The sequence below is a fragment of the Ulvibacterium sp. genome, assembly GCF_028285715.1.
In the GTDB taxonomy this organism is placed as follows: Bacteria; Bacteroidota; Bacteroidia; order Flavobacteriales; family Flavobacteriaceae; genus Ulvibacterium.
Window position 1 is genome coordinate 593,827 of sequence record NZ_JANQOO010000035.1, and the last position, 25,575, is coordinate 619,401.

Consider the following 25,575-nt stretch of genomic DNA (forward strand, 5'->3'; position numbering starts at 1 on the left):
ATCGATTAAATATTTGCTGCCAGCCAGTCGCCAACCTCACTGGTTTTATGCGCTTTGCCATCACCGGCCAAATCCTCGGTTACGACGCCTTCCGCCAATGATGTATTGACTACATCGCGGATAGCTTGGGCTTCCGCGGTCAAATCAAAATCCTCAAAAAGCATGGCTGCTGAAAGTACCGTGGCCAAGGGATTGGCAATATCCTTTCCTGCCGCTTGGGGATAGGAACCATGAATGGGTTCATATAGGGAGACCTTACTTCCCACAGAGGAGGAAGGCATTAAACCCATTGAACCGGATATTACGGAAGCTTCGTCCGTTAAAATGTCACCGAAAAGATTGGCGGTAATAATTACATCATAGTCCTTGGGCCATTGTATCAGGCGCATGGCCACAGCGTCCACAAATTCATAGGACACCTCTACTTCTGGGTAATCCTTTTCCATGGCCTGAACCGTTTCACGCCATAAGCGGGAGGCTTCCAATACATTGGCCTTATCTACGCAGCACAATTTCTTGGAACGCTTCATGGCCATTTCAAAGCCCTTTTTGGCCAAACGTTGAATTTCAAACCGCTGATAGGTCATGGTGTCAAAAGCGGTATCCCCTTCGTCCTTTCGGCCTCTTTCTCCGAAATATACACCTCCGGTAAGCTCTCGTAATATAATTAAATCCGTACCCTCTATGCGATCGCGCTTTAAGGGTGATTTATCAATTAGTGAGGGAAATGTAAATGTGGGCCTAACGTTGGCAAACAGCCCCAATTTCTGTCGCATTTTCAATAACCCTTGCTCAGGCCGAACCTTGGCTGATGGGTCATTATCAAATTTTGGATGCCCGATTGCCCCGAATAAAACGGCATCCGAATTGGCGCAGATTTCATGGGTTTCATCGGGATAGGGTTCCCCAACGGTATCAATGGCCACAGCTCCCGTAAGTGCTGATGTCCAATTGATTTCATGATTGAATTTCACTGCAATGGCATCGCATACTTTTACAGCTTGGTCAATTACTTCCGGGCCTATGCCATCCCCGGCCAAAAGGGCTATGTTTAGCTTCATAAACTATTTATGTTGGTTTGAATCAAATGATATTGAGCATTTTCTCTGTAGCTTTGATTGCCGAAACGGTCTGATCGGAATCCAATCCCCGGGTGGTAAAGTCGGTATTATTATCCTGCCAAGTGATGATAGTCTCGCAAAGGGCATCGGAATTACTGCCCGGCGGAATGCGTACCGCATAATCGACCAGTTTGGGCAATTCCAACTTTTCGGAATGGTACACTTTGCGCAAGGCATTCATAAAGGCATCGAATTGTCCATCCCCTTGGGCGTTTTCCTCATAGGTCTTTCCATTGAGTTTAACGGACACCGTGGTCGAAGGTTTTAACCCTTTGGAATGGGTGAGCACGTATGACTTCACGAAGACCTTTTGCTGAAAGGTGCCACTATCCAAAACATCTGAGATAATATAAGGTAGGTCATCCTTCGTGACCTTTTCTTTCTTGTCCCCAAGCTCAATAATGCGGGAGGTCACTTTTTTAAGTTCCTCATCGTTCAGGGTAAGTCCTAGTTCCTGTAAATTCTTTTGAATATTCGCTTTGCCAGAGGTTTTTCCCAGGGCGTATTTTCGTTTTCGACCAAATCGCTCAGGTAAAAGACTATTAAAGTAAAGATTGTTTTTGTTGTCTCCATCCGCATGTATACCAGCAGTTTGTGTAAAAACATTGTCCCCTACAATAGGTTTATTGGCCGGTATGCCAAAACCGGTAAAAGCAGAGACCAATTTACTTACTTTAAACAACGAAGATTCGTTAATGGCAATCTCTACTTCCGGCAAAAAATCGTTGATTACAGCTACTGCGCTGGCCATAGGGGCATTACCGGCACGTTCCCCCATTCCGTTAACAGTTAGGTGAAGTCCGTGACATCCTGCCTTCACAGCCTCCATAATGTTGGCGACACCTAAATCGTAATCGTTATGGCCGTGAAAGTCTATATGGAAATCAGGATAACGCTCCAGGATTTCGGACAAGTAATCAAAGGTTTCCGTATGGGTAAGAATCCCCAAGGTATCGGGAAGCAATAATTTTTTTATGGGTTGGGTGGCCAAAAAGTCCAAATATTGGAATACATATTCCTTGGAATTCCGCATGCCATTGCTCCAGTCCTCTAGATATACATTAGTCTTTACACCTTGTTTTTGGGCCAATTCAAAAACGGTTGCAATATCGGCAAAGTGCTGCTCTGGAGTTTTCTTCAGTTGGTGGGTGAGATGGTTTAAAGATCCCTTACTCAGTAAATTTTGAACCTTGGCACCAGCCTCCTCCATCCATTTTAACGAAACACCATCATCTACAAAAGTGAGTACCTCTACGCGATTTAGGTAATTTTCTGAAGCAGCCCATTCCGTAATTTGCCGGACCGCTTCCAATTCCCCTTCGGATACTCGGGCCGATGCCACTTCTATGCGATCTACTTTAAGTTCGTCCAAGAGCAGTTTGGCCAGAGTTAATTTCTCCGATGCCGAAAATGAAACCCCTGAGGTCTGTTCCCCATCCCTAAGGGTGGTGTCCATTATTTCTAACTTCCGTTTTGCCATAACAGTTTACAAAGGCCTTTTTTGGGCAAATGCTTCGATATCTTCCTTAATGTTCAGTAGATAGTCGATATCATCAAAACCATTTAGAAGGTTCGATTTTTTGTAGGAGTTAATTCCGAAAGTTTCCTGGGCCCCAGTGGCCAAAAGGGTTATGGTCTGCTCAGGAAGATTTACCTCGATTTGTGTGTCGGGATCCGCTTCGATGGCTCTAAAGGTCTTTTCCAAGAATTCTGGACTTATCTGTACGGGAAGTACTCCGATATTCAGGCAATTATTTCTGAAAATATCTGCAAAAAAACTGGAGACCACACAGCGGAAACCATAATCATAGATGGCCCAGGCAGCATGTTCCCTGGAAGAACCGGAGCCAAAGTTTTTTCCCCCCACTAGAATTTTTCCTCTGTATATGGGATTATTAAGGATAAAATCCCCTTTAGGAGAGTTGTCCGGATGATATCTCCAATCCCTAAAGAGATTGTCGCCAAAGCCCTTGCGCTCCGTGGCCTTAAGGAATCGAGCGGGAATAATCTGGTCTGTATCCACATTCTCTATAGGAAGGGGTACGGCCGTTGTAGTAAGTATATCAAATTTATCGTATGCCATTTGTTCAAAATTGTTTGCAATTAGTTGTTTGTTAATGGTACTATTTGATGCTCGTATGGTTTAGATGGTTAAAACCAATCAGCAACCACTAACCAGCAACGATTTCTTCCATCAACTCCCGGGGATCGGTTACCTTTCCGGTAACTGCCGCCGCCGCCGCCACTAGGGGGCTGGCCAATAAGGTTCTTGCACCGGGACCCTGTCTTCCCTCAAAATTCCTATTCGAGGTGCTTACGGCATATTTTCCTGCTGGAACTTTATCATCGTTCATAGCCAAACATGCAGAGCAACCGGGTTCGCGTAATTCAAATCCCGCCTCGTGCAAAATCTCCAATAGACCTTCTTCCCGAATCGCAGTTTCCACTTTATGGGAACCGGGAACTAACCATGCCGTAACGTTATCTGCCTTTTTTCTTCCTTTTATTAGGGAGGTGAATGCCCTGAAATCTTCAATGCGTCCGTTGGTACAGCTACCGAGGAAGACAAAATCCACTTTCTTGCCCATCATCTCCTCACCTTCGTTAAAATCCATGTACTGTAAGGACTTTCTATAAGTAGCGATTCCTCCCTCCACAGCCTCGGCTTTGGGAATCCCATTGGAAATACCAATACCCATCCCGGGATTGGTACCATAGGTAATCATAGGTTCTATTTGCGAAGCATCGAAAGTTACTTCCTTATTGAACTCTGCACCCTCATCCGTGGGAAGCGTTTTCCAATACTCAAGTATCTTTTCCCAATCCTCTCCCTTTGGTGTAAACTCCCTTCCTTTTACATAATTGTAGGTAGTTTCATCCGGCGCGATCATTCCACCCCGGGCACCCATCTCAATGCTCAGGTTACAGACTGTCATACGGCCTTCCATACTCATATTCCGAAAAACCTCACCGGCATACTCCACAAAATATCCTGTGGCCCCGGAAGTCGTTAGTTGTGAAATAATATACAGGGCCACATCCTTTGGGGTAACCGCTTTGCTCAATTTGCCCTCAATAGTAATACGCATACTCTTGGGCTTTATTTGCATAATACATTGCGTGGCCAATACCATTTCTACTTCCGAAGTTCCAATTCCAAAGGCAATGGCACCAAAAGCACCATGGGTGGAGGTATGCGAATCTCCACAAACTATGGTTGCCCCGGGCAGCGTAATCCCGTATTCCGGCCCAACCACATGAACGATACCATTTTTTTCGTGTCCTAGTCCCCAATAGGAAATACCATGTGTTCTGGCATTTTCCTCCAAAGCTTGCAACTGCTTTGCCGAAAGTGGGTCTTTGACCGGAAGATGTTGATTTATGGTTGGCGTGTTATGATCGGCCGTAGCGAATGTCTTTTCCGGATGCATTACCTTTATGCCCCTATTTTTTATACCCAGGAAGGCAACAGGACTGGTCACCTCATGCACCATATGCCTATCGATAAATAAAACATCGGGACCATTTTCAATGCGCTGAACCACATGAGAATCCCAAACTTTGTCAAATAATGTTCTTTTCGTACTCATATTTCTCCCCATTAGAAGCGTACAAAACTATGAAATGGAGTGGTTTTAGGAAATTATTGCTATGAAAAATTACGATGTTCAACCACATGCGCAATAGACTTACTTGTGGAATTTTGAGTCCGAAGGTGTTCTGTTTAACATACAGAATTTCAATTTTAACACAATGGTAACGGTTTTGAGCTTATGGTATAAATACCTTGTACATGAACAACTCAATCAATTTATAAATCAAAAAAAGAAAGTATGAAACGTTTTTACAGGAAGGGCCTAATGATCGCCTTGTTGGGTGCATTGTTCCTTACCACGGAAGTCCTTGCCCAGTTAGATTTGCCAAGAGGGAGCCAAATGGCTACGGTATCGCAACGCATAGGAATTACGGATATCTCGGTTGTCTATTCCAGACCAAGTGTAAGCGACAGGGAGATTTGGGGCAGTTTGGTCCCCTATGGCATGAACAACTTAGGTTTTGGAACTGCCAAGGAATCACCTTGGAGGGCCGGGGCCAATGAAAATACGACGATCAAATTTACTGATGATGTTAAGATAGAGGGCCAACCCCTGGCTGCTGGAAAATATGGTCTCCATATGATTATTGAAGAGGGTGGGGGCGCAACCATAATTTTTTCTAAGAACCATGGCGCGTGGGGAAGTTATTTTTATGAGCCTTCCGAAGATGCGCTTCAGGTAAATGTGCAGACCAAAGAAATTCCTCACATGGAACAACTTACCTTTACCTTTGATAATGTTGATGCCAATTCGGCGATTCTGGCCCTTAATTGGGAGAAAAAACAGATTCCATTTAAAATAGAGGTGGATGTTACCGATGTGGTACTGGCCGATATTCGCCAAAAGCTACAGGACGTTCCTGGATTTAGCAGGCAAACTTGGGAACAGGCCGCAAATTTTGCACTGAACAACAATGGGGATTTGGACGAGGCACTGGGATGGATAGACGCCGCCATTGAAGGTCAGTTTTTTAGTGAGAAGAGCTACAACAACTTGAATATAAAATCACAGATTCTGACCAAACAAGGAAAAAATGCCCAAGCGGAGGCCTTAATGGACGAAGCCTTGGAAATGGCTACGGTTTTCGAGATACACGGATATGGCCGGCAATTGATAGCGCAGGGAAAAAAAGAAAAGGCCTTGGAAGTGTTTAAGATGAACGCCAAAAAGAATAAAGGGACTTGGCCCGTGGATTACGGGCTTGCAAGAGGCTATTCCGCCCTGGGTAACTATAAAACCGCGCTCAAGCATTTAAAAGTTGCTGAAGGAAGGGCTCCTGATGCCCTGAATAAAAATACTATCGCAATCAATATCACCAAGTTGGAGAACGGGGAAGGTATCAATTAAAAAACGAATTGTGTGAAAAATGTAAAGCCCGGCATATGCCGGGCTTTTATTTGATGCCATTAGCTTATATATGTCCAAATATTCTTATGCTTTACCAACTGCATATACGTATGACGAATAATCCGGTTATCGGATTGTTCCAGATAGGAATCGTTCTTTAAGATTTGGATGGCATAATGCCTTGCGGTTTTCAAAATATCATTGTCCTTTACAATATCAGCGATTTTGAGGTTGAGAATACCGCTTTGTTGGGTACCCATTAAATCTCCGGGTCCCCTAAGTTTTAGGTCCACCTCGGCAATCTCAAAACCGTCATTGGTGCGGACCATGGTCTCCAACCTGGTTTTCGCCTCGGAGGAGAGCTTATGGCCGGTCATCAATATGCAATAACTCTGATCGGCACCTCGACCCACCCTTCCCCGTAATTGGTGCAATTGGGATAAACCAAAACGCTCTGCACTTTCAATAATCATTACTGAAGCATTGGGTACGTTCACTCCAACTTCAATAACCGTTGTGGCCACCATAATATGTGTCTCACCCCTAACAAAGCGTTCCATTTCATAATCCTTATCGGCCGGTTTCATTTTGCCATGAACAATGGATATCTGGTAGTCGGGTAGGGGGAAGTCCCTTACGATGCTTTCATACCCGTCCATCAAATCCTTATAATCCAAAGCTTCGGATTCTTGAATCAATGGGTATACCACATAAATTTGCCTACCCTTTTTAATTTCATTCCTTATAAAATGAAAGACCTTAAGCCGATTAGAATCATAGCGATGAACGGTTTTTATGGGTTTTCTTCCAGGTGGCAGCTCATCAATTACGGAAATATCCAAATCCCCGTATAGGCTCATGGCCAAGGTTCGTGGAATAGGGGTGGCCGTCATGACCAAAACGTGCGGTGGCACCTCGTTCTTATGCCAAAGCTTACTGCGCTGGGCAACACCGAATCGATGTTGCTCGTCCACAATGGCAAGCCCCAAATTTTTAAAGCGTACCTTATCCTCCAAGACCGCATGGGTACCGATTAGAATATGCAATTCTCCACTTTCCAATTGTTCATGAATAGGTCTCCTGGCCGATTTCTTTACGGATCCCGTCAATAATTCGCAGGTAACACCAGTGTTATCCAGTAATTCCTTAATGCCGTTGTGATGTTGTTGGGCCAGAATTTCGGTAGGGGCCATAAGGCAGGCCTGAAAACCGTTGTCTATGGCCAGGAGCATAATCATCAGGGCAACAATCGTTTTCCCAGAACCCACATCGCCTTGAAGTAATCGGTTCATCTGCGCATTGCTCCCTAAATCTGCCCGAATTTCCTTGATTACACGCTTTTGTGCATTCGTCAATTCAAAAGGAAGGTGATCCCGATAAAAGGTATTGAAGCGATGGCCTACCTGGTCAAAATTGAACCCCTTTATTTTTTGTTTGCGCACTAATTTCTTGGAAATGAGTTGTAGCTGTATGTAAAAAAGTTCCTCGAACTTTAAGCGGAATTGGGCCTTTGCCAGCAATTCCTGGTTTTTTGGAAAATGAATGTTGAGCAAGGATTCACTTTTTGGCAATAGCTGTAATTCAGAAAGGATCTTATCGGAAAGTGTTTCCGAGAACCTGCCTTTGGTCTCCAAGAACAATTGTTGCATCATTTTATTAATGACCCGGTTGGTAATACCCTTATTGGAAAGTTTTTCCGTTGACGGATAAATAGGCTGCATGCCTATTTTTAGACCTTTTTGATGCTCATCGAATAATTCCATATCCGGATGAGGCATCGAAAACTTTCCATTATACCAATTGCATCTTCCAAAAATTACATAGGGTGTGTTGAGTTTTAAATTTTCACGTATCCATTTTTGCCCCCTAAACCATACCAATTCCATTTCACCGGTTTCGTCGACGAAAGTAGCTACCAAACGTTTTCCTCTTTTTTGCTCTACGGTTTTGATATGAATGATTTTCCCGATGATTTGAACATCGGCATTGCTACGCTGCAATTGATTTATTTTGTAGTACTGGGTCCTATCGATATATCGATTTGGAAAAAGGTTGATGAGATCCTGGTACGTTGCAATGCCCAGCTCGGATTGTAATGTTTCCGCCCTATGGGGACCAACACCTTTAAGATAGGTAATCGGAGTCTGTAGCACTGGGGTGTTCATGGAACTAAAATAGGGTAAGCGTTCCTCAACTCCAATTAACTAAAATGCTAAATTTGGTTTGAGTTTTGTAGTATAGTGCTTATGAAGCGAATAATAACATTTCTTTTTCTTTTTCAAGGCATCTGCCTATTGGCCCAACGCCAGGACAAAGTGAACTTTAGGCATGGCGAAGTCAGGATTATGCCTTTGGCGAATACGGGGCATGTAAAAGGCTTTGTGGCCTATACATTTGATGTGCTTCAAGATGTAGATTCCGTTTTTATGGATGCAAGGAATATGAAGTTTACATCCGTACGCCTGGACGACAGAATAATGAAGTATTCCAATTCGGGAAAAACTATTTCCATCAAGAAAAAATTCAAAAGGGGTAAGTCCTACACTTTAGAACTTGATTATACGGCAAGACCCAAGCAAACCGTGTATTTTATGAATTGGAGCGATGACAATCTGAATAACAACCAAATATGGACGCAAGGTCAGGGGAAGTATACGAGCTACTGGTTGCCCAGTTTCGATGATATGATGGAAAAGGTGGAATTTGACCTCAGCCTAACTTTTGACAAAGATTACGAAATTATTGCCAATGGAAAACTGATAGGAACCGAGGAAACGGATTCCCTAAAAATCTGGTCCTTTGATATGAAGGAACCGATGAGCAGCTACCTTTTGGCGTTTGCCATCGGTAACTATAAAAAACAGAAATTGACTTCCACAAGCGGCATATCCATTGAAACGTATTTTTATCCTCCAGATAGTACCCGGGTTGAACCGACCTATAGGCATACCAAGGAGATTTTCGATTTTTTGGAAAACGAAATCGGCGTTGCTTATCCTTGGCAGAACTACAAACAAGTTCCGGTGCATGACTTTCTGTATGCGGGAATGGAGAATACGGGCTGCACTATTTTTTCCGATGGGTACGTCATCGATTCGGTAGCATTTATGGATAAGAATTATGTGAATGTAAACGCCCATGAATTGGCCCATCAATGGTTTGGAAATCTAGTTACCGAAAAAAGCGGGGACCATCACTGGTTACATGAAGGCTTCGCTACCTATTATGCTTATTTGGCGGAAAAGGAAATTTTTGGGGAAGAGTATTTTTATTGGAAGTTGTACGAAACTTTGACCGCACTTCAAAATTCAATTGAAAAAGGAGAGGGGCAGAGTCTTTTGGACCCTAAGGCCAGTAGTCTAACTTTTTATGAGAAAGGGGCCTGGGCCATTTTTATGCTTCGGGAGCGGATCGGGGAAGAGGCTTTTAAAATGGGAATTAAATCGTATTTGGAGAAATATGCTTTTGGCAATGCAAGGGTCTCCGATTTTATCCAGGAAATGGAAAGAGCAAGCGGCACGGATTTATCCGATTTCGTAAAAATCTGGTTGGAAGATACAGCACTTCCTTTTGTTGCTGCCCGTAAAAAATTGGCTGAAAAGTCAATGTCCTTAAAATCATTGTTCTCCATGCAGGAAGAATTGGAAAAACGGGGTAGCACCGATATAAATTTCACCGCGTATTGGAACGGTACCTATTCTGTAGAACTACGAAAATATATGCTACAAAATTTTCTCAAGGAAATGCCGGGAGACATCATAGATAGTGTTTTTAGTTCGGATGAATTGGAACTTAGGCAGGCTTTGGTATTGACTATCCAAGATGCCAAGGATTATGCCAGGGAGAAGTTCGAAAGTTTTTTAAATGACGATAGTTATGTTACCCTGGAAAATGCTTTGTTTAAGCTATGGATGGCGTATCCGGAGCAAAGAAATACATATCTGGAAAAAACCAAGGGGATTGTGGGATTTCCGAACAAGAACGTTCGCCTTATGTGGCTGACCCTTGCTATTTTCACAGAAGGTTATGAAGGGCGAAATACCAAATTGTATTTTGATGAACTAAGTGGTTACACGGCACCTGAATATTCCTTTGAGGTAAGACAGGGTGCTTTTCAATACCTTAAGCAAGCCTTTGGTTTTAAGGACAGTAATCTAATGGATTTGGCCCAGGCCACTACCCATCATTCATGGCAGTTTAAAAAATTCTCCAGAAACTTAATGATGGAATTGTTAGGGGATGAGGTGTATAAAGAACGCATCATAACCCTTTTGGGAAAACTAAAGCCTGAAGAACGGCGTTATATAGAAAGTAAAGTAAAGTAGGATGCGGGCTATAGTAATTTCCGGAGGAGGTAGCAAGGGTGCTTTTGGCGGCGGAGTGGCCCAGTACCTGATGCGGAAGCTAGGACACGATTATGATTTATTTCTCGGGACTTCAACGGGCAGCCTGCTTATCTCTCACTTGGCCCTTCAAAAGATTGAAAAGATCAAGGAAGTATACACCTCTGTAAATCAGGATAGCATCTTTAGCAATTGTCCCTTCCTTATTCAAAATAAACATGGGGTAGATAATATCGCCATCAATCATTGGAATGTGTTCAAAAACTTTTATAGGGGCAGCAAAACGTTTGGGGAAAGTCATAACCTTTTGGAATTGATCAGGAATACCTTGACCGTTGAAGAGTTTGAGAAACTAAAAAACGGCCCAAAGGAGATTGTAGTTACGGTTTCCAATTTATCCTTGAACCAAGTGGAGTACAAAAGCATAAATGACTATGGTTATGAAGACTTTTGCGAATGGATATGGATTTCATGTAACTATACCCCTTTTATGAGTTTGGTACGCAAAAATGGATGTGAGTACGCGGATGGAGGCCTGGGTAATATGGTGCCTATAGAGGAGGCTATCAAGCGAGGGGCTACGGAAATAGATGCCATAATTCTACAGACCGAAGTTACCCATTTGAATCGATTGCCGTCCAAGAACCCATTTGCACTATTGACCAACATGTTCGCCTTTATGTTGGACAGGATAGAGCGGCAGAACATTCGTATTGGGAAATTTGTGGCCAACCATAACGATGCCATTATCAACTTCTACTATACTCCAACGGTTTTGACCACGAACTCCTTAATTTTTAATAAGGAAAAAATGACCAAGTGGTGGGAGAGTGGCTTCAACTTTGCAAAGCACAAAAACATAGAACTCAACCAGATCGAGCCCGAAAAGGAATAATGAAAACTATTGGACGATAATAGGTAGTATTATTGAAAGTGTTTCTAAAACTTCACTACCAAAGTTCCCCAATTTCCTTTTTTACGAAGGAAAGGGCCGTGGCCGAAGGGGATTGTTTGTCCATAGTCTGGTTTAAGATATCCTCCCGAAGTTTATCGGATGAATCCGTATCACTAAGGGCCGCTTTCCGAATCATTTGGATAGTCGCGCTTTTGGCCGCCTTGATAATGTTCCAGCATTCATCCGTCATATAAATTTGCTGGGAAAGATTATGATCAAATTCGTTTTCGATGTTTTTGATCAACAAAGCTTCGTATTCATTTTTATCCGCGGATTTTGGGGAAATCCGTACTACCAAGCTTGGAATAGCGATACGCTCCAAAAATAGGGCCATTCGCTCATAGGCCTGAAGCCGTATAGGAAGCGTATTTTTTTGGGAATCCTTGTGCAGTAGAAATCTTCTTCTACCTTCTTCGTTATTGGTGTGCATTCGAAAAAAGTAAAAAGCAACCGCACCGGTTACAACGGCGGGCAATAAGTAAGCGAACAATTGAAAAATTCCGTCTCCGGTCATAGGTATGGTTTTGTTAGTTTGATGCTTGTAAAACGTACAAAACTCGTAAAAAGTATACCTTCTTTACTACTAAATCACGGGCTTTAGTTGGAACTCTTCATATTCTCTTTGACCATAAGATAGAAAGCCTGATAGCTAGGACCTAATTTTAGGCTAATACCCTCTTTGAGATTGCCGTCCCGACCCAAGGAAGTAATCCGTTCCGGGGCAATGGCAAAATCTTTTTGGAGGACTGTGGCTATCGTTGCCGCCTGTTTTCCCGGTAAATCCAAATCCCCGGTCATACTAAGTCCTTCAACGGTAAGGGCTACCTCAGGATTTACATTCAGGATAGCCGCTATTTTTTCTATCCATGCCTTTCCTTCTTCGGTCAGCGTGCTTTCCGTATCCGCACCAAAAAGGGAAGCCAAACTGGAAGAAATGACCACAGCGCCATTGGAAACGGCTATTTTTGCATTTTCTCCCAAGGTCTGTTTGGCATTGGTGAGTACCACTATTGCCGTTGAATCATTTTTGGCAATGGCATCCTTCATGGCCTTAAGCTGCCCCTCTTTTGCCTGAAGACTGGCCATGGCGCTATTGGCAATATCCGAATTCTTATTGGAAACCTTGGCAAAATTGTTCAAGTTTGTCAACAAGGTGGCATTGGCATCCTGCAATTCATTAACCTGGGACTCTAAGGCTTCTGCCTTTACAACACTGGCCTTCTCAATTTTTTTTGCAGTAAAAAGCTCGGTTTTTACAGAATCAAGTTCCGATTTCAAATTGTCGATCTCGGCAATTAATTCGCTTTTACGTTGTGCTGTAACTTGGGAAACTGTAATGGAAACAAATAAAAGAGTGAGTAATAATCGCATCATAGACTACTTGGATTTAGCTTTTATAGTCGCAAAAGTAGGTTATTCATTGATTTTCTGAAATACCTTTCCGCCTAAATATTGGCAATCAATGAGTTCTTGCATGCCATTGAACGGAATCGGGACCTTTTCGTAACCATAGGTCGATTTTAAATCACTGTGCAAATAATCATCATCTACATTTACGTGAATATCCTGCATAGTGAATTGACAGGGATGCTCATAACCCGCTGCATGCGTGATTTCCAAGAATTCCTTGCGGAAGGTTTTGAAGTATTGGGCCAACCTATCCGCTTTCAATGGTACACTTATTCCACTTTGTAGCCATTTATTTTGAGTTGCTATTCCCGCAGGGCATCGATTGGTGTGGCAAATTTGGGCCTGAATGCAGCCAATGCTCATCATGGCCTCCCGGGCCACATTAATGCAATCTATGCCCATGGCAAATGCCATGGCGGCCTTGGCCGGAAAACCCAATTTCCCGCTACCAATAAAAACAACATGGTCGGTGAGATGTCTTTCTTGAAAGATTTTGTACAGACTCGAAAAACCATATACCCAAGGCAAGGAGACATGATCTGCGAAACTGGGCGGTGCCGCTCCCGTACCTCCCTCACCACCATCAACGGTAATGAAATCCGGTCCTTTTCCGGTTTTCTTCATTATTTCGGCCAGTTCCTCCCATTGGTCCAGTTTTCCGATAGCCCCTTTGATACCTACGGGAAGCCCTGTCGCTTCAGCAATTTCTTCTATCAATTCAAGTAGTTCGGGTATCGATGAAAAAGCAGAATGTGTTGCCGGTGACAGTACATCCTTTCCCATTTCCACCCCGCGGATCTCGGCAATTTCCCTACTGATCTTCGCTCCAGGAAGAACACCGCCCTTACCGGGTTTTGCACCTTGGGAGAGCTTTATTTCGATCGCCTTGATACATGGATTTTTCGTAGTTAACGAAATCAATTTGTCCAAAGAGAAAGCACCTTCCGCATTGCGCACGCCAAAATATCCGGTGCCAAAATGGAAAATAACATCCCCACCTTGGTTGTGATAGGATGAAAGTCCTCCCTCTCCGGTATTGTGATAGGCCCCACTTTTGGCAACTCCCTTGTTCATAGCCTCGACTGCCGCGGCCGAAAGCGACCCAAAGCTCATGGCAGACACATTGATTACGGATGCCGGGCGATAGGGTTTCCTACGTTTGTTGAATGCGCCAATTACTTTTGCGCAGGGCAAAAAGGTCTTGTCCCTGGTATTGGGATGATTTGAAGGAACCTTGTAGGCCAGGAGCTGGTTCTTGATAAAAATATGTTGATGGGCATAGATATCACGATCCGTACCAAAGCCTTCATAATTGTTCTCTTGTTTGGCCGAGGCATATATCCAACTTCTTTCGATTCTGTTAAAAGGTAACTCCTCCCGGTTGTTGGCCACAAAATATTGCCGCATTTCCGGACCAATACTTTCCAGCCAGTAACGCAAATGGCCCACAATGGGATAGTTGTGTGTAATGGTGTGTGCCCTTTGCAAAAAGATGTCACGAATGGCAATGAGGGCCAAAACTACCACGACCCATGCCCACCAGGGAATATTGTAAACAAAGTCAAGAAACAAATCCATATAAATACGTTTTAACAACTTAATTTGGAATGTAAAACGATACCATTAAAAAATCGGCAAGCCCATGTAAAATAATATACTTGATCCGATAATATATTTCATGAAATCCGGATTAGAACTTAATGAGGCTATATCCCGCATTCTGTAATTGTATTAATGCTGTCATAGCAGACAAGGCCAATTGCACGTTTTCGATCAAATCATCCTTGGGAATCTTTCTAGATTTTGAGGATTGGCCACAAAAAATGATTTGGGTATCGGCCTCGAGCAAGGATTTGATCAATTCAAAATTGGGATTGTCAACACCATAAAGCTGACGATATGCTACATTGGACATAATATCCTTGGATGCGGAGTGGTGTACCACCAAGGCCACTTTTAGTTGATCGGAAGCCATACCGTTTTGGGCATGCATGTTTAAGAATCTAGCTGCAGTTTCAATTGTTCTGTTGAGCTCTTTATGTGAATCGGGAGAATACATAATGTCAAATACTACCTTGAGTTCCCCGTTTTTTTCGAGTTTAAAGTCTGGGTCGTTGACTTCCCAGACCTTTCCAAAATCTTTGATAATTGGGCCGCTTTTTCTCTCCTCCTGGGAAAACAGTGGTGAACTAAGAAACAGGGATAGCAATAGTGTTAAGACGGTTTTACTTCTCATACGCAGTTCTTGAGGGCTAAATATATCCAAAAAGAGAGAGAATCGCCGTAGGTTGTTTATAAATCAAAAAAAGATGATTTTAGGATAATGGTATTTATGGTTAAATTCACCTACTTAAATCGCCATAGCTTTTGAAGACGTTTTTAGATGAACTTAATGAAGCGCAAAAGGCCCCTGTTCTGCACAAGGATGGCCCACTTATGGTCATTGCCGGGGCAGGATCGGGAAAGACACGGGTCTTAACCTACCGAATAGCGCATTTGATGGGGCAGGGTGTGGATGCCTTCAATATTTTGGCCCTTACCTTTACCAATAAGGCGGCACGGGAAATGAAAAAACGAATTTCCCAAATTGTGGGTAATTCCGAGGCCAAGAATCTTTGGATGGGTACCTTTCATTCCGTTTTCGCAAAATTATTACGTTTTGACGGTGATAAACTGGGCTATCCCAGCAATTTTACCATTTATGATACCCAGGATTCCCAGCGGTTGATTGCGTCGATTATAAAGGAAATGGGGTTGGACAAGGATGTTTATAAGTATAAGCAGATACAGAATAGGATATCCTCGTATAAAAATAGCCTAATTACGGTAAAGGCCTATTTCCAGAACCCTGAATTACAAGAAGCCGATGCCATGGCCAAAAGACCGAGGTTAGGAGAGATTTATCAGAACTATGTAGACCGCTGCTTCAAGGCCGGCGCTATGGACTTTGACGATTTGCTGCTGCGCACCAATGAGCTGTTAAATAGATTTCCTGAGGTACTATTAAAATATCAGGATCGATTTCGATATATTCTGGTGGACGAGTATCAGGATACCAATCATTCCCAGTATCTCATTGTAAAAGCCCTTTCCGACCGCTATCAAAATATTTGTGTAGTCGGGGATGATGCACAGAGCATTTATTCCTTTCGAGGAGCCAATATCAGCAATATTCTAAATTTTCAAAGGGACTATGATGAGGTGGCCGTATACCGATTGGAACAAAATTACCGAAGCACAAAAAATATTGTCAATGCCGCCAACTCCATTATAGCCAAGAATAAAAATCAACTGGAAAAGGTGGTATGGACAGCCAATGATGAAGGTGCTACCCTAAAAGTTCATCGAAGTATTACGGATGCCGAAGAGGGTAGGTACGTGGCAAGTTCCATTTTTGAGAATAAAATGCAGGAACAATTGCCCAATGGTAACTTTGCCGTACTCTACAGAACCAATAGCCAGTCCCGCGCCATTGAAGATGCGCTGCGAAAAAAGGACATGCCTTATAGAATTTATGGAGGACTTTCCTTTTACCAGCGAAAGGAAATCAAAGACGTTCTTTCCTACCTCCGACTAGTGATAAATCCCAAGGATGAAGAGGCGCTAAAACGGGTAATCAATTTTCCGGCGAGGGGTATCGGGCAGACCACTTTGGATAGGTTGACCGTTGCGGCCAACCACTACGGGCGCTCTATTTTTGAGGTAATCGAGAATCTTGATAATATCGATTTGAAAATCAATGCAGGCACAAAAAGGAAACTGGAGGATTTTGCAAACATGATCAAGAGCTTCCAGATTATGAACGAGAGTTCGGACGCCTTTACCCTTGCGGAACACGTTGCCAAGAAAACGGGGATATTACTCGAATTCAAAAAAGATGGTACCCCGGAAGGTATCGCCCGGATGGAGAATATTGAGGAATTATTGAACGGTGTAAAGGACTTTGTGGAAGGCCAAAAGGAGTTGGCGGATGCCAAGGGGGATCTTACCGAATTTTTAGAGGACGTTGCCCTGGCCACGGATTTAGATCAGGATACCGGGGATGATGATCGCGTAGCTCTCATGACCATTCACTTGGCCAAAGGACTGGAATTTCCCTATGTCTATATTGTGGGGATGGAAGAGGATCTCTTTCCCTCTGCCATGAGTATGAATACACGAAGCGAACTGGAGGAGGAACGGCGTTTATTCTACGTGGCCCTGACACGCGCGGAAAAACAGGCATACTTAACTTATACCCAGAACAGATACCGATGGGGAAAACTAATCGATGCGGAGCCCAGTAGGTTTTTGGAGGAGATTGATGAAGAATACATAGAAAACCTGACCCCTATAGAGAATACCTATCGTTTTAAACCTTTGGTGGACAATGCCATTTTTGGGGAAGTGGACAAGAGCAGGTTACGACAGTCCAAACCCGTAAACGGCAAACCACCAAATACCCGTAGACCCAATGAAAATCAGCTTCGAAAATTGCGAAAGCTAAAGCCACAACTGGCCGTACCTGTGGGCAACGCAAATGCGGCGGATTTAAATTTGACAGAAGGTGCGCTTGTAAACCATACGCGATTTGGGAAGGGCAAGGTTTTGAAAATAGAGGGCTTGGGCAACGACAAAAAAGCTGAAATCCAATTCGAAAAAGGCGATATAAAGAAGCTTTTACTTCGTTTTGCCAAACTAGAAATACTATCTTGATGTTGGAGCCAATGAAAATCAAAGAAAATATGCCAAACACGTATTTACTATCGGTCCTTATAAGCTTATTCCTTATGGGTTGTGGAAAGGATAGTGCTTCTGGTCAAGAAATTCAGGAGGTCGAAAATGAGACCTCATCCGAGTTAAGGGACGTCTTTGCACCTGATTATTGGGACGATGCCCAATTGATTTGGAGCGATGAATTTGAAGGAACGGGCTTATCCGATGAGGACTGGATCTTTGAGACAGGGTCCCATGGGTGGGGCAACAATGAGCTTCAAAATTACATTGAAAATGACAACGTTGAAGTGAGCGATGGTACCCTAAAGATTATCGCCAAAAAAGAGGAGGGCGGATCGTCCAATTACTCCTCTACTAGGCTTAATAGCAGGGAATCGTTTAGATACGGGAAAATAGAAATCAGGGCAAAACTACCGGACCATAGGGGCAATGGATTATGGCCTGCATTGTGGATGCTGGGTTCGAACATTGAAAATGTCGGCTGGCCGGCTTGTGGGGAAATCGATATTATGGAGTACGTAAGTTATGACCCCAATACGGTGCATTTTTCCATCCATAGCACGGCAAACAACCATGTGAACGGCACACAAATCACCTCCGGCCCCATTGATCTAAACACCATTGAGGAAGAATTCCATATTTATGGACTCCTTTGGACGGATAGATATTTGAAGTTCTATATAGACGATCCGGAAAACGTACAATTGAATTTTATAAGACCGTCTCCCACAACCGCCGAGAACTGGCCATTTAACAAACCCTTTTATTTTTTAATGAATATTGCAGTAGGAGGTACTTGGGGTGGACTGGAAGGAGTGGATAACGATATTTTTCCAGCTGTGATGGAGGTAGATTTTGTCCGTGTCTACCAAGTGCAATAGATAGTCTCCTATGGCCTTATTTATAAAGATATACGAGGACAACCCCAATCCCAGAGAGGTTGAAAATGCCGTAGGCATTCTCCGGAAAGGAGGGTTGATTATTTATCCAACAGATACTGTATACAGCTTGGGTTGTGACATTGCCAATTCCAAGGCTTTAGAAAAGATTGCTTGGATAAAAGGGGTTAAGTTGGCCAAAGCCAATTGGTCCTTTGTGTGTGCTGACCTGAGCAATCTTTCGGACTATGTCCGGCAAATTGATACCGCCACCTTTAAAATTCTGAAACGGGCACTTCCGGGTCCATATACTTTTGTATTACCCGGTAATAATAATCTGCCCAAGGATTTTAAAAAGAAAAAGACGGTTGGGATACGGGTGCCGGACAATGCCATTGCCAAAGCTTTGGTAGACGGTTTGGGGAATCCCATTGTTTCTACTTCAATTTATGATGAGGACGAAGTTTTGGAATATACCACGGACCCTGAATTGATATTCGAAAAATGGCAAAATAAAGTAGATCTGGTGATTGACGGAGGATACGGCGGTAATGTGGCCTCCACCGTAATCGACCTGTCGCAAGGAGAACCTATCCTTTTGCGGGAAGGGAAGGGGGACCCTGATATTTTTTGAACCTATAACTATTCTTCTCCGTCTTCCTGTTCGATGGACAGATCCGGGTTGGCCGGGATATAAAGATGCTCTGAATCTCTGGTTTCCCCAATAACCTCCTCTATCTCCTTTTTTAAATAGTTTAGGTGCGCCTTGGTCATTCTATGGGTAATTACGGGGATGGTGCCTTTTATCTTTTGCTGCAACATGGTAAGATTGTCCAGAGCCAATGAACGTACATCGGTATTTGTGGTATATCCCTCGGAAAGTTTGGCAAGAATGCCTTCAACGATACCTTCCGCCTCACTGGGTTTATACAATGTTATCATGTTGGCGACATAGGCCTTTTGCAATTTTCTTCGGTAAGCGTCCGTAGAATAAAAAACGTTCATGTCTCCCCAAACCAGTTGATACAAATCATCCAGATATTCCTCAGGTGTATACACATCCTCATCCTCATACCTTTCTGCAATAAAGGTCATTCTACTCATTCTACTACCGCCCAGCAGGTTCATGACAACACTCTCCATGGTCTTTGTAATGGATTCTTTGGATTGGGGGGAAAACGTTTTGTTCAGAATTTCGTTGTTGATCAACCATTTGGGTTCCTTAAAGATATGATTGTTCAAGAAGGCCAAAGCTTCTTTTTGGGATTGTTTTGTAACCGGGCAATACACATCACCTTGCTCGCCTACCGTCTTTGGGGTTACATAGATGCCACCAATGTTTTTGGCAACATGAAAAAGATAGTTTTCGTACTGCTTTATTACGCCTTGGTAAACCTCATCCAATCCAGAATAGTCGTCACTGCTTTTCTCCTTGGTCCATTCGGTCAAAAAAGGAACAATACGTTGTAGGTTCATAATTCCATAGTTACTTGCTACCATGGCATCATCTCCTAAGTCTTCCGTCTGGGACCTGGGGTCAAAATCCCTACCTTCGCCTCCGAACCACAATCTTGCATTGGAACCAACGCTATCTATTACCCATTGATTAAGGATATCCCTTTCGTCGGCATCCAAATTATTGGGAACGTGGCCATAACCCCATTGAATGGCCCATTTATCATAATCCCCTATTCGGGGCATTAGGTCTTTCGGATGAACGCTATCCTGTGGTTGCGCCACATAGTTAAAACGGGCATAATCCATGATGGAACTCGTATGGCCATTTTTCTTGAGCCATTTCGCATCCCTCAATTTTTCCACAGGAGTGGCGTAACTGGCGGCCATATTATGCCGAAGTCCTAATGTATGGCCAACCTCATGGGAGGCCACAAAACGAATAAGTTCGCCCATTAGATTCGTATCAAATTCCATTTTTTGAGCTCTTGGATCGACGGCGCCGGCTTGTACCATATACCAATTATGAAGTAGCTTCATTAGATTATGATACCAGCCGATATGACTTTCCAAGATTTCACCGCTTCTGGGATCTGCTATATTGGGACCATAAGCATTCTTAAAAGGTGAGGCAAAGTAGCGTAGAACAGAAAATCTTGCGTCTTCCAAACTCATTTCGTTGTTATCCTTGGGCCACTCCTTACCAATAATGGCATTCTTGAACCCGGCCTGTTCAAAAGCATTTTGCCAATCGTTGATTCCTTTGATAAGATAGGGTCTCCACTTTTTTGGCGTAGCGGGATCTAAATAAAAAACAATGGGTTTTTTAGGTTCTACCAATTCACCGCTTTCCCATTTTTCCCTATCCTCGGATCTGGGTTCCAGTCGCCATCTGTGGATATAGGTATTACGGTCTACCTTCTGCTGTTCATCCCCATATTCCAAATAAGAGCTGGCAAAATACCCTACCCTGGGGTCGTAAAATCGCTTTTTCATAGGTGTCTTGGGCAACAAAATGAAGGAGTTGTTTATTTCCAGGGTAACTACTCCCGACAAGGCTGCTGCCGGTAACATTTTTTTTGATTTGCCCTTGCTCGATTTTGCCTTATAGGTCTTAACCGATTGTATTTCCGTATTTATTGGAAAGGACTTAATCCCCAAAATATAGGATTTGTCCTTTTCCAATGAAGTAAGTTTAAAGGATTCCTTTTGTGTACTGTTAAGTGCTAGCAGGTTGTTTTCACTATTTATAAAATCGGTAACTTCAATAAGCGAGGATTTCCTTTTTTCATCACGACCCTTAATTTCAAAAGTTTCCAAAATGGGCGTAATCGTGGAATTGTTTACGGCCCTTGAAATCTCGTCAGTCTCACTGGCTACACTTACCAAGGTGGCGATACGAAGGAAAATATTTTTGGAGGGTCCTTTTTCCCAAAGAATAGTTTTTTGTCCAATCTTTTCCCCTCCATAACTTTTGGAACCGGCAGGGGTCTTAATGAAACGAGTCACGACCAATATTTCCCTTTGTAGAATGCTATCGGGAATTCCAAAATAGAATTTATCCCCTAGTTGATGAACCGAAAAAAGCCCTTGCTGCGTCTTTCCCTCTTTTAGAATAACCTTATCTAGTGTCTTGGAACTTGGAGATGAGCCGGGCTTGGAAGAAATCTTTTTATTGTTTGCCGTTACCGGCCTCAGGAAATTACAGGAACTAACAACTAATAATGCCCCTACTAGTCCAAAAAATAACCTCATACGAAAGCTAACGTTTTAAACGAAAATATAGTATTCTTTTGTGGTTGTTGGCTTGGACTATCTTCAACAAAGGTAGTACAAAATAATAATGGGACCGTCATTCTGAAATTGCGTAAAGGTTGGGGTATAAAAAAACCGCAACACTCCTGTTGCGGTTTTTAGGCTTACTATATACTGTCTAGTTATTGATCGCCGGGTCTTTCATACCCTCTTCGATCATACTATAGAATTGATCGATTTTCGGAAGAACCACTATGCGGGTCCTTCTGTTTTTGGATTTCTCAGTTTGTGAAACTGGGATGAATTCAGCTCTACCGGCCGCGGTCATCCTCTTGGGATCAACGTTGTAATCATTTTGCAGGATGCGCACAACGGCTGTGGCCCGCTTAACGCTCAAATCCCAGTTATCCAACAATACCCCACTTCTGTAAGGAACATCATCCGTATGACCTTCTACCATAAATTCAAAATCAGGCTTGTTGTTCACTACCATGGCCACCTTTCCCAAAACTTCTTTTGCCCGTCGGGTTACATTATAACTTCCACTGCTAAAAAGTAGTTTGTCAGAAATGGAAACAAAAACAACTCCTTTTTCAACACTTATCTCTATATCTTCGTCATCCAAATTTCCGAGTACTCCCTTAAGGCTTTGTACCAATGACAAGTTTACGGAATCCCTTCTTGTGATGGCATCCTGCAGTTTACGGATGGTAAGATCTTTCTCCTTTAGGCTTTCCAGGGATTTTTCCAGGTTCTCGGCACCTTTGGTGGTCAAGGTGGTCAAGTTGCCCATATTGTTGATCAGTTCCTGATTGTTCGCTTTAAGGAAGGCATTTTGATCTTCCAAAGTTTTCATTTTGGAAGCGGCTGTGGCCTTCTCTTCCAAACAGTCGTTCAACTTTACCGTTGCCGAATTCAATAAATCCTGAGCTTCCTTGTGTTTGGCTTCAAGATCTGCAAATTTTTTCTGTGATACACAGGACGATAGCAATAGTGCTACTCCTAAACAACCTAAGATTATTCTCTTCATAATTACGGATTCTATTATTAATGTTTGTTATTTGTTTTGAATGTATTGGTCTGGCCGCAAAATTAGATAACAATGGGAAACCTCAAAATTTCTTATTCGTTAATCTTTTACTAAAATGTTAAATTTCTTTATTTGATGTACGAAATAGGACCACACTATGGATTTTGTGACGTAATACTTTAGTATAAAATTAGCTTTTTCCCTTTTTCTGTAAATTCTCCCAAAATTTCTATAAAAACTAAGATGCGCCCGCAAGATAGCCAAACAATGTTGAAATCTAAACTGAAAAATAAATCGGACTGCCGCGACGCCATCCAGTAACAATCGGACACCGATAATCAAGAATGCCTTCCTTCTAGGGAGGTTCTTGGTTATTGAAAATAAGGAGTTTCTAAAATTAAGATAGGTCTTTTTCGGGTTCATATTGCTTAAGGTGGAACCGCCTAAATGATAAACCTTGGATGCACCGACGTAATATACCTTATGCCCTTTGTTTTTTGCCCTCCAGCATAGATCTACTTCTTCCTGATGCGCAAAATAATCTTCATCAAACCCACCTAATTCCCAATAGACTTTACTTTTAATGAACATACAGGCACCGGTGGCCCAAAAGATTTCTGTGGTCCGGTCATATTGCCCTTCGTCTTTTTCCAATGCCTGAAAGATCCTTCCCCTGCAAAAGGGATATCCCAATTGATCTATAAAACCTCCGGCAGCTCCTGCATATTCAAAATAATCCCGTCGTAATAGGTCCAGAATTTTTGGCTGTATTATGGCGGCCTCGGGAAGATTCTTAAACTCTTCGATTATGGCATCTAACCAGCTTTCCGAAACTTCGACGTCCGAATTCAAAAGGCAATATATATCCGCGTCAACTTTTTTTAGGGCATCGTTATACCCTTTGGAAAACCCTCCATTGGAAGTGTTTTGTATGATTTTAACAGTAGGGAAATTTGTACGGACCAAGGTGACGGAATCATCCGTGGAGGCATTGTCGGCCAGATATACATCGGCTATTTCGGAATGTTCCACAACTGTGGGCAGGTATCTTTCCAATAAAGCCTCCCCGTTCCAATTTAGTATGACAACAGCTATTTTCAAATCGACCGCAAATTAACGGCTAAAATCAGGAATATGCTCTAGAAAGTGGTATTTTTCCGCTTCATAGTCCATTTTGCAATAAAAATGCTCCATTCCATTGGTGACCATCAAGTAGTCCGCATTTAGCTTCATATTATATCTTGCAATTTGATCAAAGGTATGTTGCGTAATCTTTACATTGGGAGCTTTGCATTCTACAAGGGTGTGGATGCTTCCATCCTTTTTGAAAGCCACCACATCGTATCTTTTTTTGATGGAGTTGATAGTCAATTGTTTTTCCACATTGATGAGACTCTTTGGATATCCTTTTTGCAGCATAAGGTACTGGACAACATGTTGCCTTACCCATTCTTCCGGTAGTAGGACCACAAACTTTTTACGTATTTCATCAAAAATACAAATCTTATTTTCCCTACTTTTAAAGCGGAAATCATAAGTGGGAAAGGATAGTTTCTGCATACTGCAAATTTGATGCTTTTTTTTGAATGGATGAAGTAAGGCAAATTGTCGCCGACATACGTAAAGGATTCCTAAAACCTATATACTTCTTATCAGGCGAAGAACCCTACTATGTAGATAGAATTGCCGAATTTATAGAAAAAGAGGTACTCACCGAGGAAGAACGGGGTTTTAATCAGGTAGTGTTATATGGAAAGGATGTTACCATAGACGATGTCATTGCAAACGCAAAACGATACCCCATGATGTCCGAACGACAGGTAGTTATTGTTAAGGAAGCACAGCACCTTTCAAGAACTATTGAACAACTAACGGGATACGCGGATAATCCCCAACCCACCACCGTTTTGGTCATTTGCTATAAGTATAAAAAATTGGACAAGCGCAAGAAATTGTATAAGTCCATTCGCAAAACAGGAGTGCTGTTTGAAAGCAAAAAATTATATGACAACCAAGTATCCGACTGGATTCGAAAAGTACTTTTGGGCAAAGGCTATCATATTTCCCATAAAGCAGCTAGTTTATTGGTGGAATTTCTTGGAACCGATTTAAGTAGGATAAGTAAGGAATTGGAAAAGCTCCAATTAATTTTACCCAAAGAGAAAGAAATAACCCCGGAAACTGTCGAAAGACATATTGGTATAAGCAAGGATTATAACAATTTTGAGCTTAAGAAGGCCATAGGGGAACGCGATATCCTTAAAGCGACTAAAATTGTGCATTATTTTTCCCAGAACCCCAAGGACAATCCATTTGTACTAACCGTGACCTTGTTGCATTCCTTTTTTTCACAATTATTACAGTACCATGGTCTTAATGATCATTCCCCAAAAAATGTGGCCAGTGCCTTGAGGATAAACCCTTACTTTGTTGATGAATTTCGTATTGCCGCGAAAAATTATCCAATGAAAAAAGTCAGTCGTATTGTATCATCCTTAAGGGAGATGGATCTTAAGGGAAAAGGAGTGGGAGCCTATGGCATTTCGCAATCCGATCTTTTAAAGGAGTTATTGGTCAAGATTATTTGACCCTATTTTTTGTCAATACTGTACTTCCCAGGTCCCAATAGGCTTATGCATACAAAAGCCATTAAAAATAACAAGGCTTTTTCCTTTACATCCATGGCATCTTGGGCATGGACAATAAATGCGGCAACTACCATGGTCACCGCGGGAAATACAGCGGCCCATCTGGTTTTATAACCCAATATAATTAGAATAGGACAGATAAATTCAGCTAGCACGGCCAGAAAAAGAGTAGGGGCAGCCCCTATACCAATAGGGTCCCCAAACTCTAAATTACCGGATATAAGTTTTTGAAATTTGGGAAAACCATGGGTCAAAAGCAATGCAGATGCACCAATGCGAAGTAGGGCCAAGCCCAAATCGTTGAAAATGGCATTTTTCATA

Annotated in this window: 21 protein-coding genes; 7 read left to right on the forward strand and 14 right to left on the reverse strand. The window is 42.6% G+C overall.

Features of this window, described 5'->3' with window-relative positions; translation table 11 throughout:
• Nucleotides 1–5 precede the first annotated feature (5 nt).
• The 4 genes from leuB to leuC form a co-directional block, all read right to left on the reverse strand.
• A complete protein-coding gene (leuB, locus tag Q0993_RS20550; protein WP_299536906.1) occupies nt 6–1,061 on the reverse strand; it encodes a 3-isopropylmalate dehydrogenase in 1,056 nt (351 codons plus the stop codon).
• Between the two features lie 22 nt (nt 1,062–1,083).
• Complete coding sequence (locus Q0993_RS20555) at nt 1,084–2,601, reverse strand: alpha-isopropylmalate synthase regulatory domain-containing protein (protein WP_299536908.1); 1,518 nt, start codon at nt 2,599–2,601, stop codon at nt 1,084–1,086.
• 6 nt (nt 2,602–2,607) lie between these two features.
• Nucleotides 2,608–3,204, reverse strand: a complete 597-nt coding sequence (gene leuD, locus Q0993_RS20560; protein ID WP_299536910.1) for a 3-isopropylmalate dehydratase small subunit — start codon at nt 3,202–3,204, stop codon at nt 2,608–2,610.
• A gap of 88 nt (nt 3,205–3,292) precedes the next feature.
• Complete coding sequence (gene leuC / locus Q0993_RS20565; protein ID WP_299536912.1) at nt 3,293–4,711, reverse strand: 3-isopropylmalate dehydratase large subunit; 1,419 nt, start codon at nt 4,709–4,711, stop codon at nt 3,293–3,295.
• Nucleotides 4,712–4,954: 243 nt separating this feature from the next.
• Here leuC and Q0993_RS20570 point away from each other — a divergent pair, with 243 nt between their 5' ends.
• A complete protein-coding gene (locus tag Q0993_RS20570; RefSeq protein WP_299536914.1) occupies nt 4,955–6,064 on the forward strand; it encodes a DUF2911 domain-containing protein in 1,110 nt (369 codons plus the stop codon).
• A 59-nt stretch (nt 6,065–6,123) separates the two neighbouring features.
• Here the strand turns inward: Q0993_RS20570 and recG are convergent, their stop codons facing one another.
• Nucleotides 6,124–8,229 carry an ATP-dependent DNA helicase RecG gene (recG, locus tag Q0993_RS20575; RefSeq protein ID WP_299536916.1) on the reverse strand — a complete coding sequence of 702 codons (2,106 nt, stop codon included), beginning with the start codon at nt 8,227–8,229 and terminating at the stop codon, nt 6,124–6,126.
• An 81-nt stretch (nt 8,230–8,310) separates the two neighbouring features.
• On the opposite strand from recG, the gene Q0993_RS20580 reads away from it, so the two are divergent.
• Together Q0993_RS20580 and Q0993_RS20585 are read left to right on the forward strand one after the other, a co-directional pair.
• Nucleotides 8,311–10,389 (forward strand): M1 family metallopeptidase, encoded by a 2,079-nt coding sequence (locus tag Q0993_RS20580; RefSeq protein WP_299536919.1) that lies wholly within the window; start codon nt 8,311–8,313, stop codon nt 10,387–10,389.
• A gap of 1 nt (nt 10,390) precedes the next feature.
• The gene (locus Q0993_RS20585) at nt 10,391–11,302 is read left to right on the forward strand and encodes a patatin-like phospholipase family protein (RefSeq protein WP_299536921.1); all 912 of its coding nucleotides are present in this window, start codon (nt 10,391–10,393) and stop codon (nt 11,300–11,302) included.
• Nucleotides 11,303–11,357: 55 nt separating this feature from the next.
• On the opposite strand, the gene Q0993_RS20590 is transcribed toward Q0993_RS20585, so the two are convergent.
• The 4 genes from Q0993_RS20590 to Q0993_RS20605 all read right to left on the reverse strand — a co-directional run bounded on the left by Q0993_RS20590 (nt 11,358) and on the right by Q0993_RS20605 (nt 15,008).
• Complete coding sequence (locus Q0993_RS20590) at nt 11,358–11,876, reverse strand: hypothetical protein (protein WP_299536923.1); 519 nt, start codon at nt 11,874–11,876, stop codon at nt 11,358–11,360.
• 83 nt (nt 11,877–11,959) lie between these two features.
• Nucleotides 11,960–12,736 (reverse strand): hypothetical protein, encoded by a 777-nt coding sequence (locus Q0993_RS20595; RefSeq protein WP_299536925.1) that lies wholly within the window; start codon nt 12,734–12,736, stop codon nt 11,960–11,962.
• A gap of 39 nt (nt 12,737–12,775) precedes the next feature.
• Complete coding sequence (locus Q0993_RS20600) at nt 12,776–14,350, reverse strand: FMN-binding glutamate synthase family protein (RefSeq protein WP_299536927.1); 1,575 nt, start codon at nt 14,348–14,350, stop codon at nt 12,776–12,778.
• A gap of 112 nt (nt 14,351–14,462) precedes the next feature.
• Nucleotides 14,463–15,008 carry a DsrE family protein gene (locus Q0993_RS20605; RefSeq protein ID WP_299536930.1) on the reverse strand — a complete coding sequence of 182 codons (546 nt, stop codon included), beginning with the start codon at nt 15,006–15,008 and terminating at the stop codon, nt 14,463–14,465.
• A 131-nt stretch (nt 15,009–15,139) separates the two neighbouring features.
• Between Q0993_RS20605 and Q0993_RS20610 the strand changes: the two genes are divergently transcribed.
• Genes Q0993_RS20610 through Q0993_RS20620 form a run of 3 tightly spaced genes read left to right on the forward strand, consistent with a single transcriptional unit; the run spans nt 15,140 to nt 19,000 of the window.
• Complete coding sequence (locus tag Q0993_RS20610) at nt 15,140–17,467, forward strand: ATP-dependent helicase (protein ID WP_299536933.1); 2,328 nt, start codon at nt 15,140–15,142, stop codon at nt 17,465–17,467.
• A gap of 29 nt (nt 17,468–17,496) precedes the next feature.
• Nucleotides 17,497–18,369 (forward strand): glycoside hydrolase family 16 protein, encoded by an 873-nt coding sequence (locus Q0993_RS20615; protein WP_299536935.1) that lies wholly within the window; start codon nt 17,497–17,499, stop codon nt 18,367–18,369.
• A 10-nt stretch (nt 18,370–18,379) separates the two neighbouring features.
• Entirely contained in the window at nt 18,380–19,000 is a 621-nt protein-coding gene (locus tag Q0993_RS20620; RefSeq protein ID WP_299536937.1) for an L-threonylcarbamoyladenylate synthase, read from the forward strand.
• Nucleotides 19,001–19,008: 8 nt separating this feature from the next.
• On the opposite strand, the gene Q0993_RS20625 is transcribed toward Q0993_RS20620, so the two are convergent.
• The 4 genes from Q0993_RS20625 to Q0993_RS20640 all read right to left on the reverse strand — a co-directional run bounded on the left by Q0993_RS20625 (nt 19,009) and on the right by Q0993_RS20640 (nt 24,166).
• On the reverse strand, nt 19,009–21,576 hold the full coding sequence (locus Q0993_RS20625; RefSeq protein WP_299536940.1) for a zinc-dependent metalloprotease: 2,568 nt from the start codon (nt 21,574–21,576) through the stop codon (nt 19,009–19,011).
• 178 nt (nt 21,577–21,754) lie between these two features.
• Nucleotides 21,755–22,606 (reverse strand): OmpA family protein, encoded by an 852-nt coding sequence (locus tag Q0993_RS20630; RefSeq protein ID WP_299536942.1) that lies wholly within the window; start codon nt 22,604–22,606, stop codon nt 21,755–21,757.
• Between the two features lie 99 nt (nt 22,607–22,705).
• The gene (locus Q0993_RS20635) at nt 22,706–23,707 is read right to left on the reverse strand and encodes a glycosyltransferase family 2 protein (protein ID WP_299536944.1); all 1,002 of its coding nucleotides are present in this window, start codon (nt 23,705–23,707) and stop codon (nt 22,706–22,708) included.
• Between the two features lie 12 nt (nt 23,708–23,719).
• Nucleotides 23,720–24,166, reverse strand: a complete 447-nt coding sequence (locus tag Q0993_RS20640) for a type I restriction enzyme HsdR N-terminal domain-containing protein (RefSeq protein WP_299536946.1) — start codon at nt 24,164–24,166, stop codon at nt 23,720–23,722.
• A 26-nt stretch (nt 24,167–24,192) separates the two neighbouring features.
• On the opposite strand from Q0993_RS20640, the gene holA reads away from it, so the two are divergent.
• A complete protein-coding gene (holA, locus tag Q0993_RS20645) occupies nt 24,193–25,194 on the forward strand; it encodes a DNA polymerase III subunit delta (RefSeq protein ID WP_299536948.1) in 1,002 nt (333 codons plus the stop codon).
• 2 nt (nt 25,195–25,196) lie between these two features.
• Here holA and Q0993_RS20650 read toward each other — a convergent pair whose 3' ends face one another.
• Nucleotides 25,197–25,574, reverse strand: a complete 378-nt coding sequence (locus Q0993_RS20650; protein ID WP_299536951.1) for a DoxX family protein — start codon at nt 25,572–25,574, stop codon at nt 25,197–25,199.
• Nucleotide 25,575: the final 1 nt, after the last annotated feature.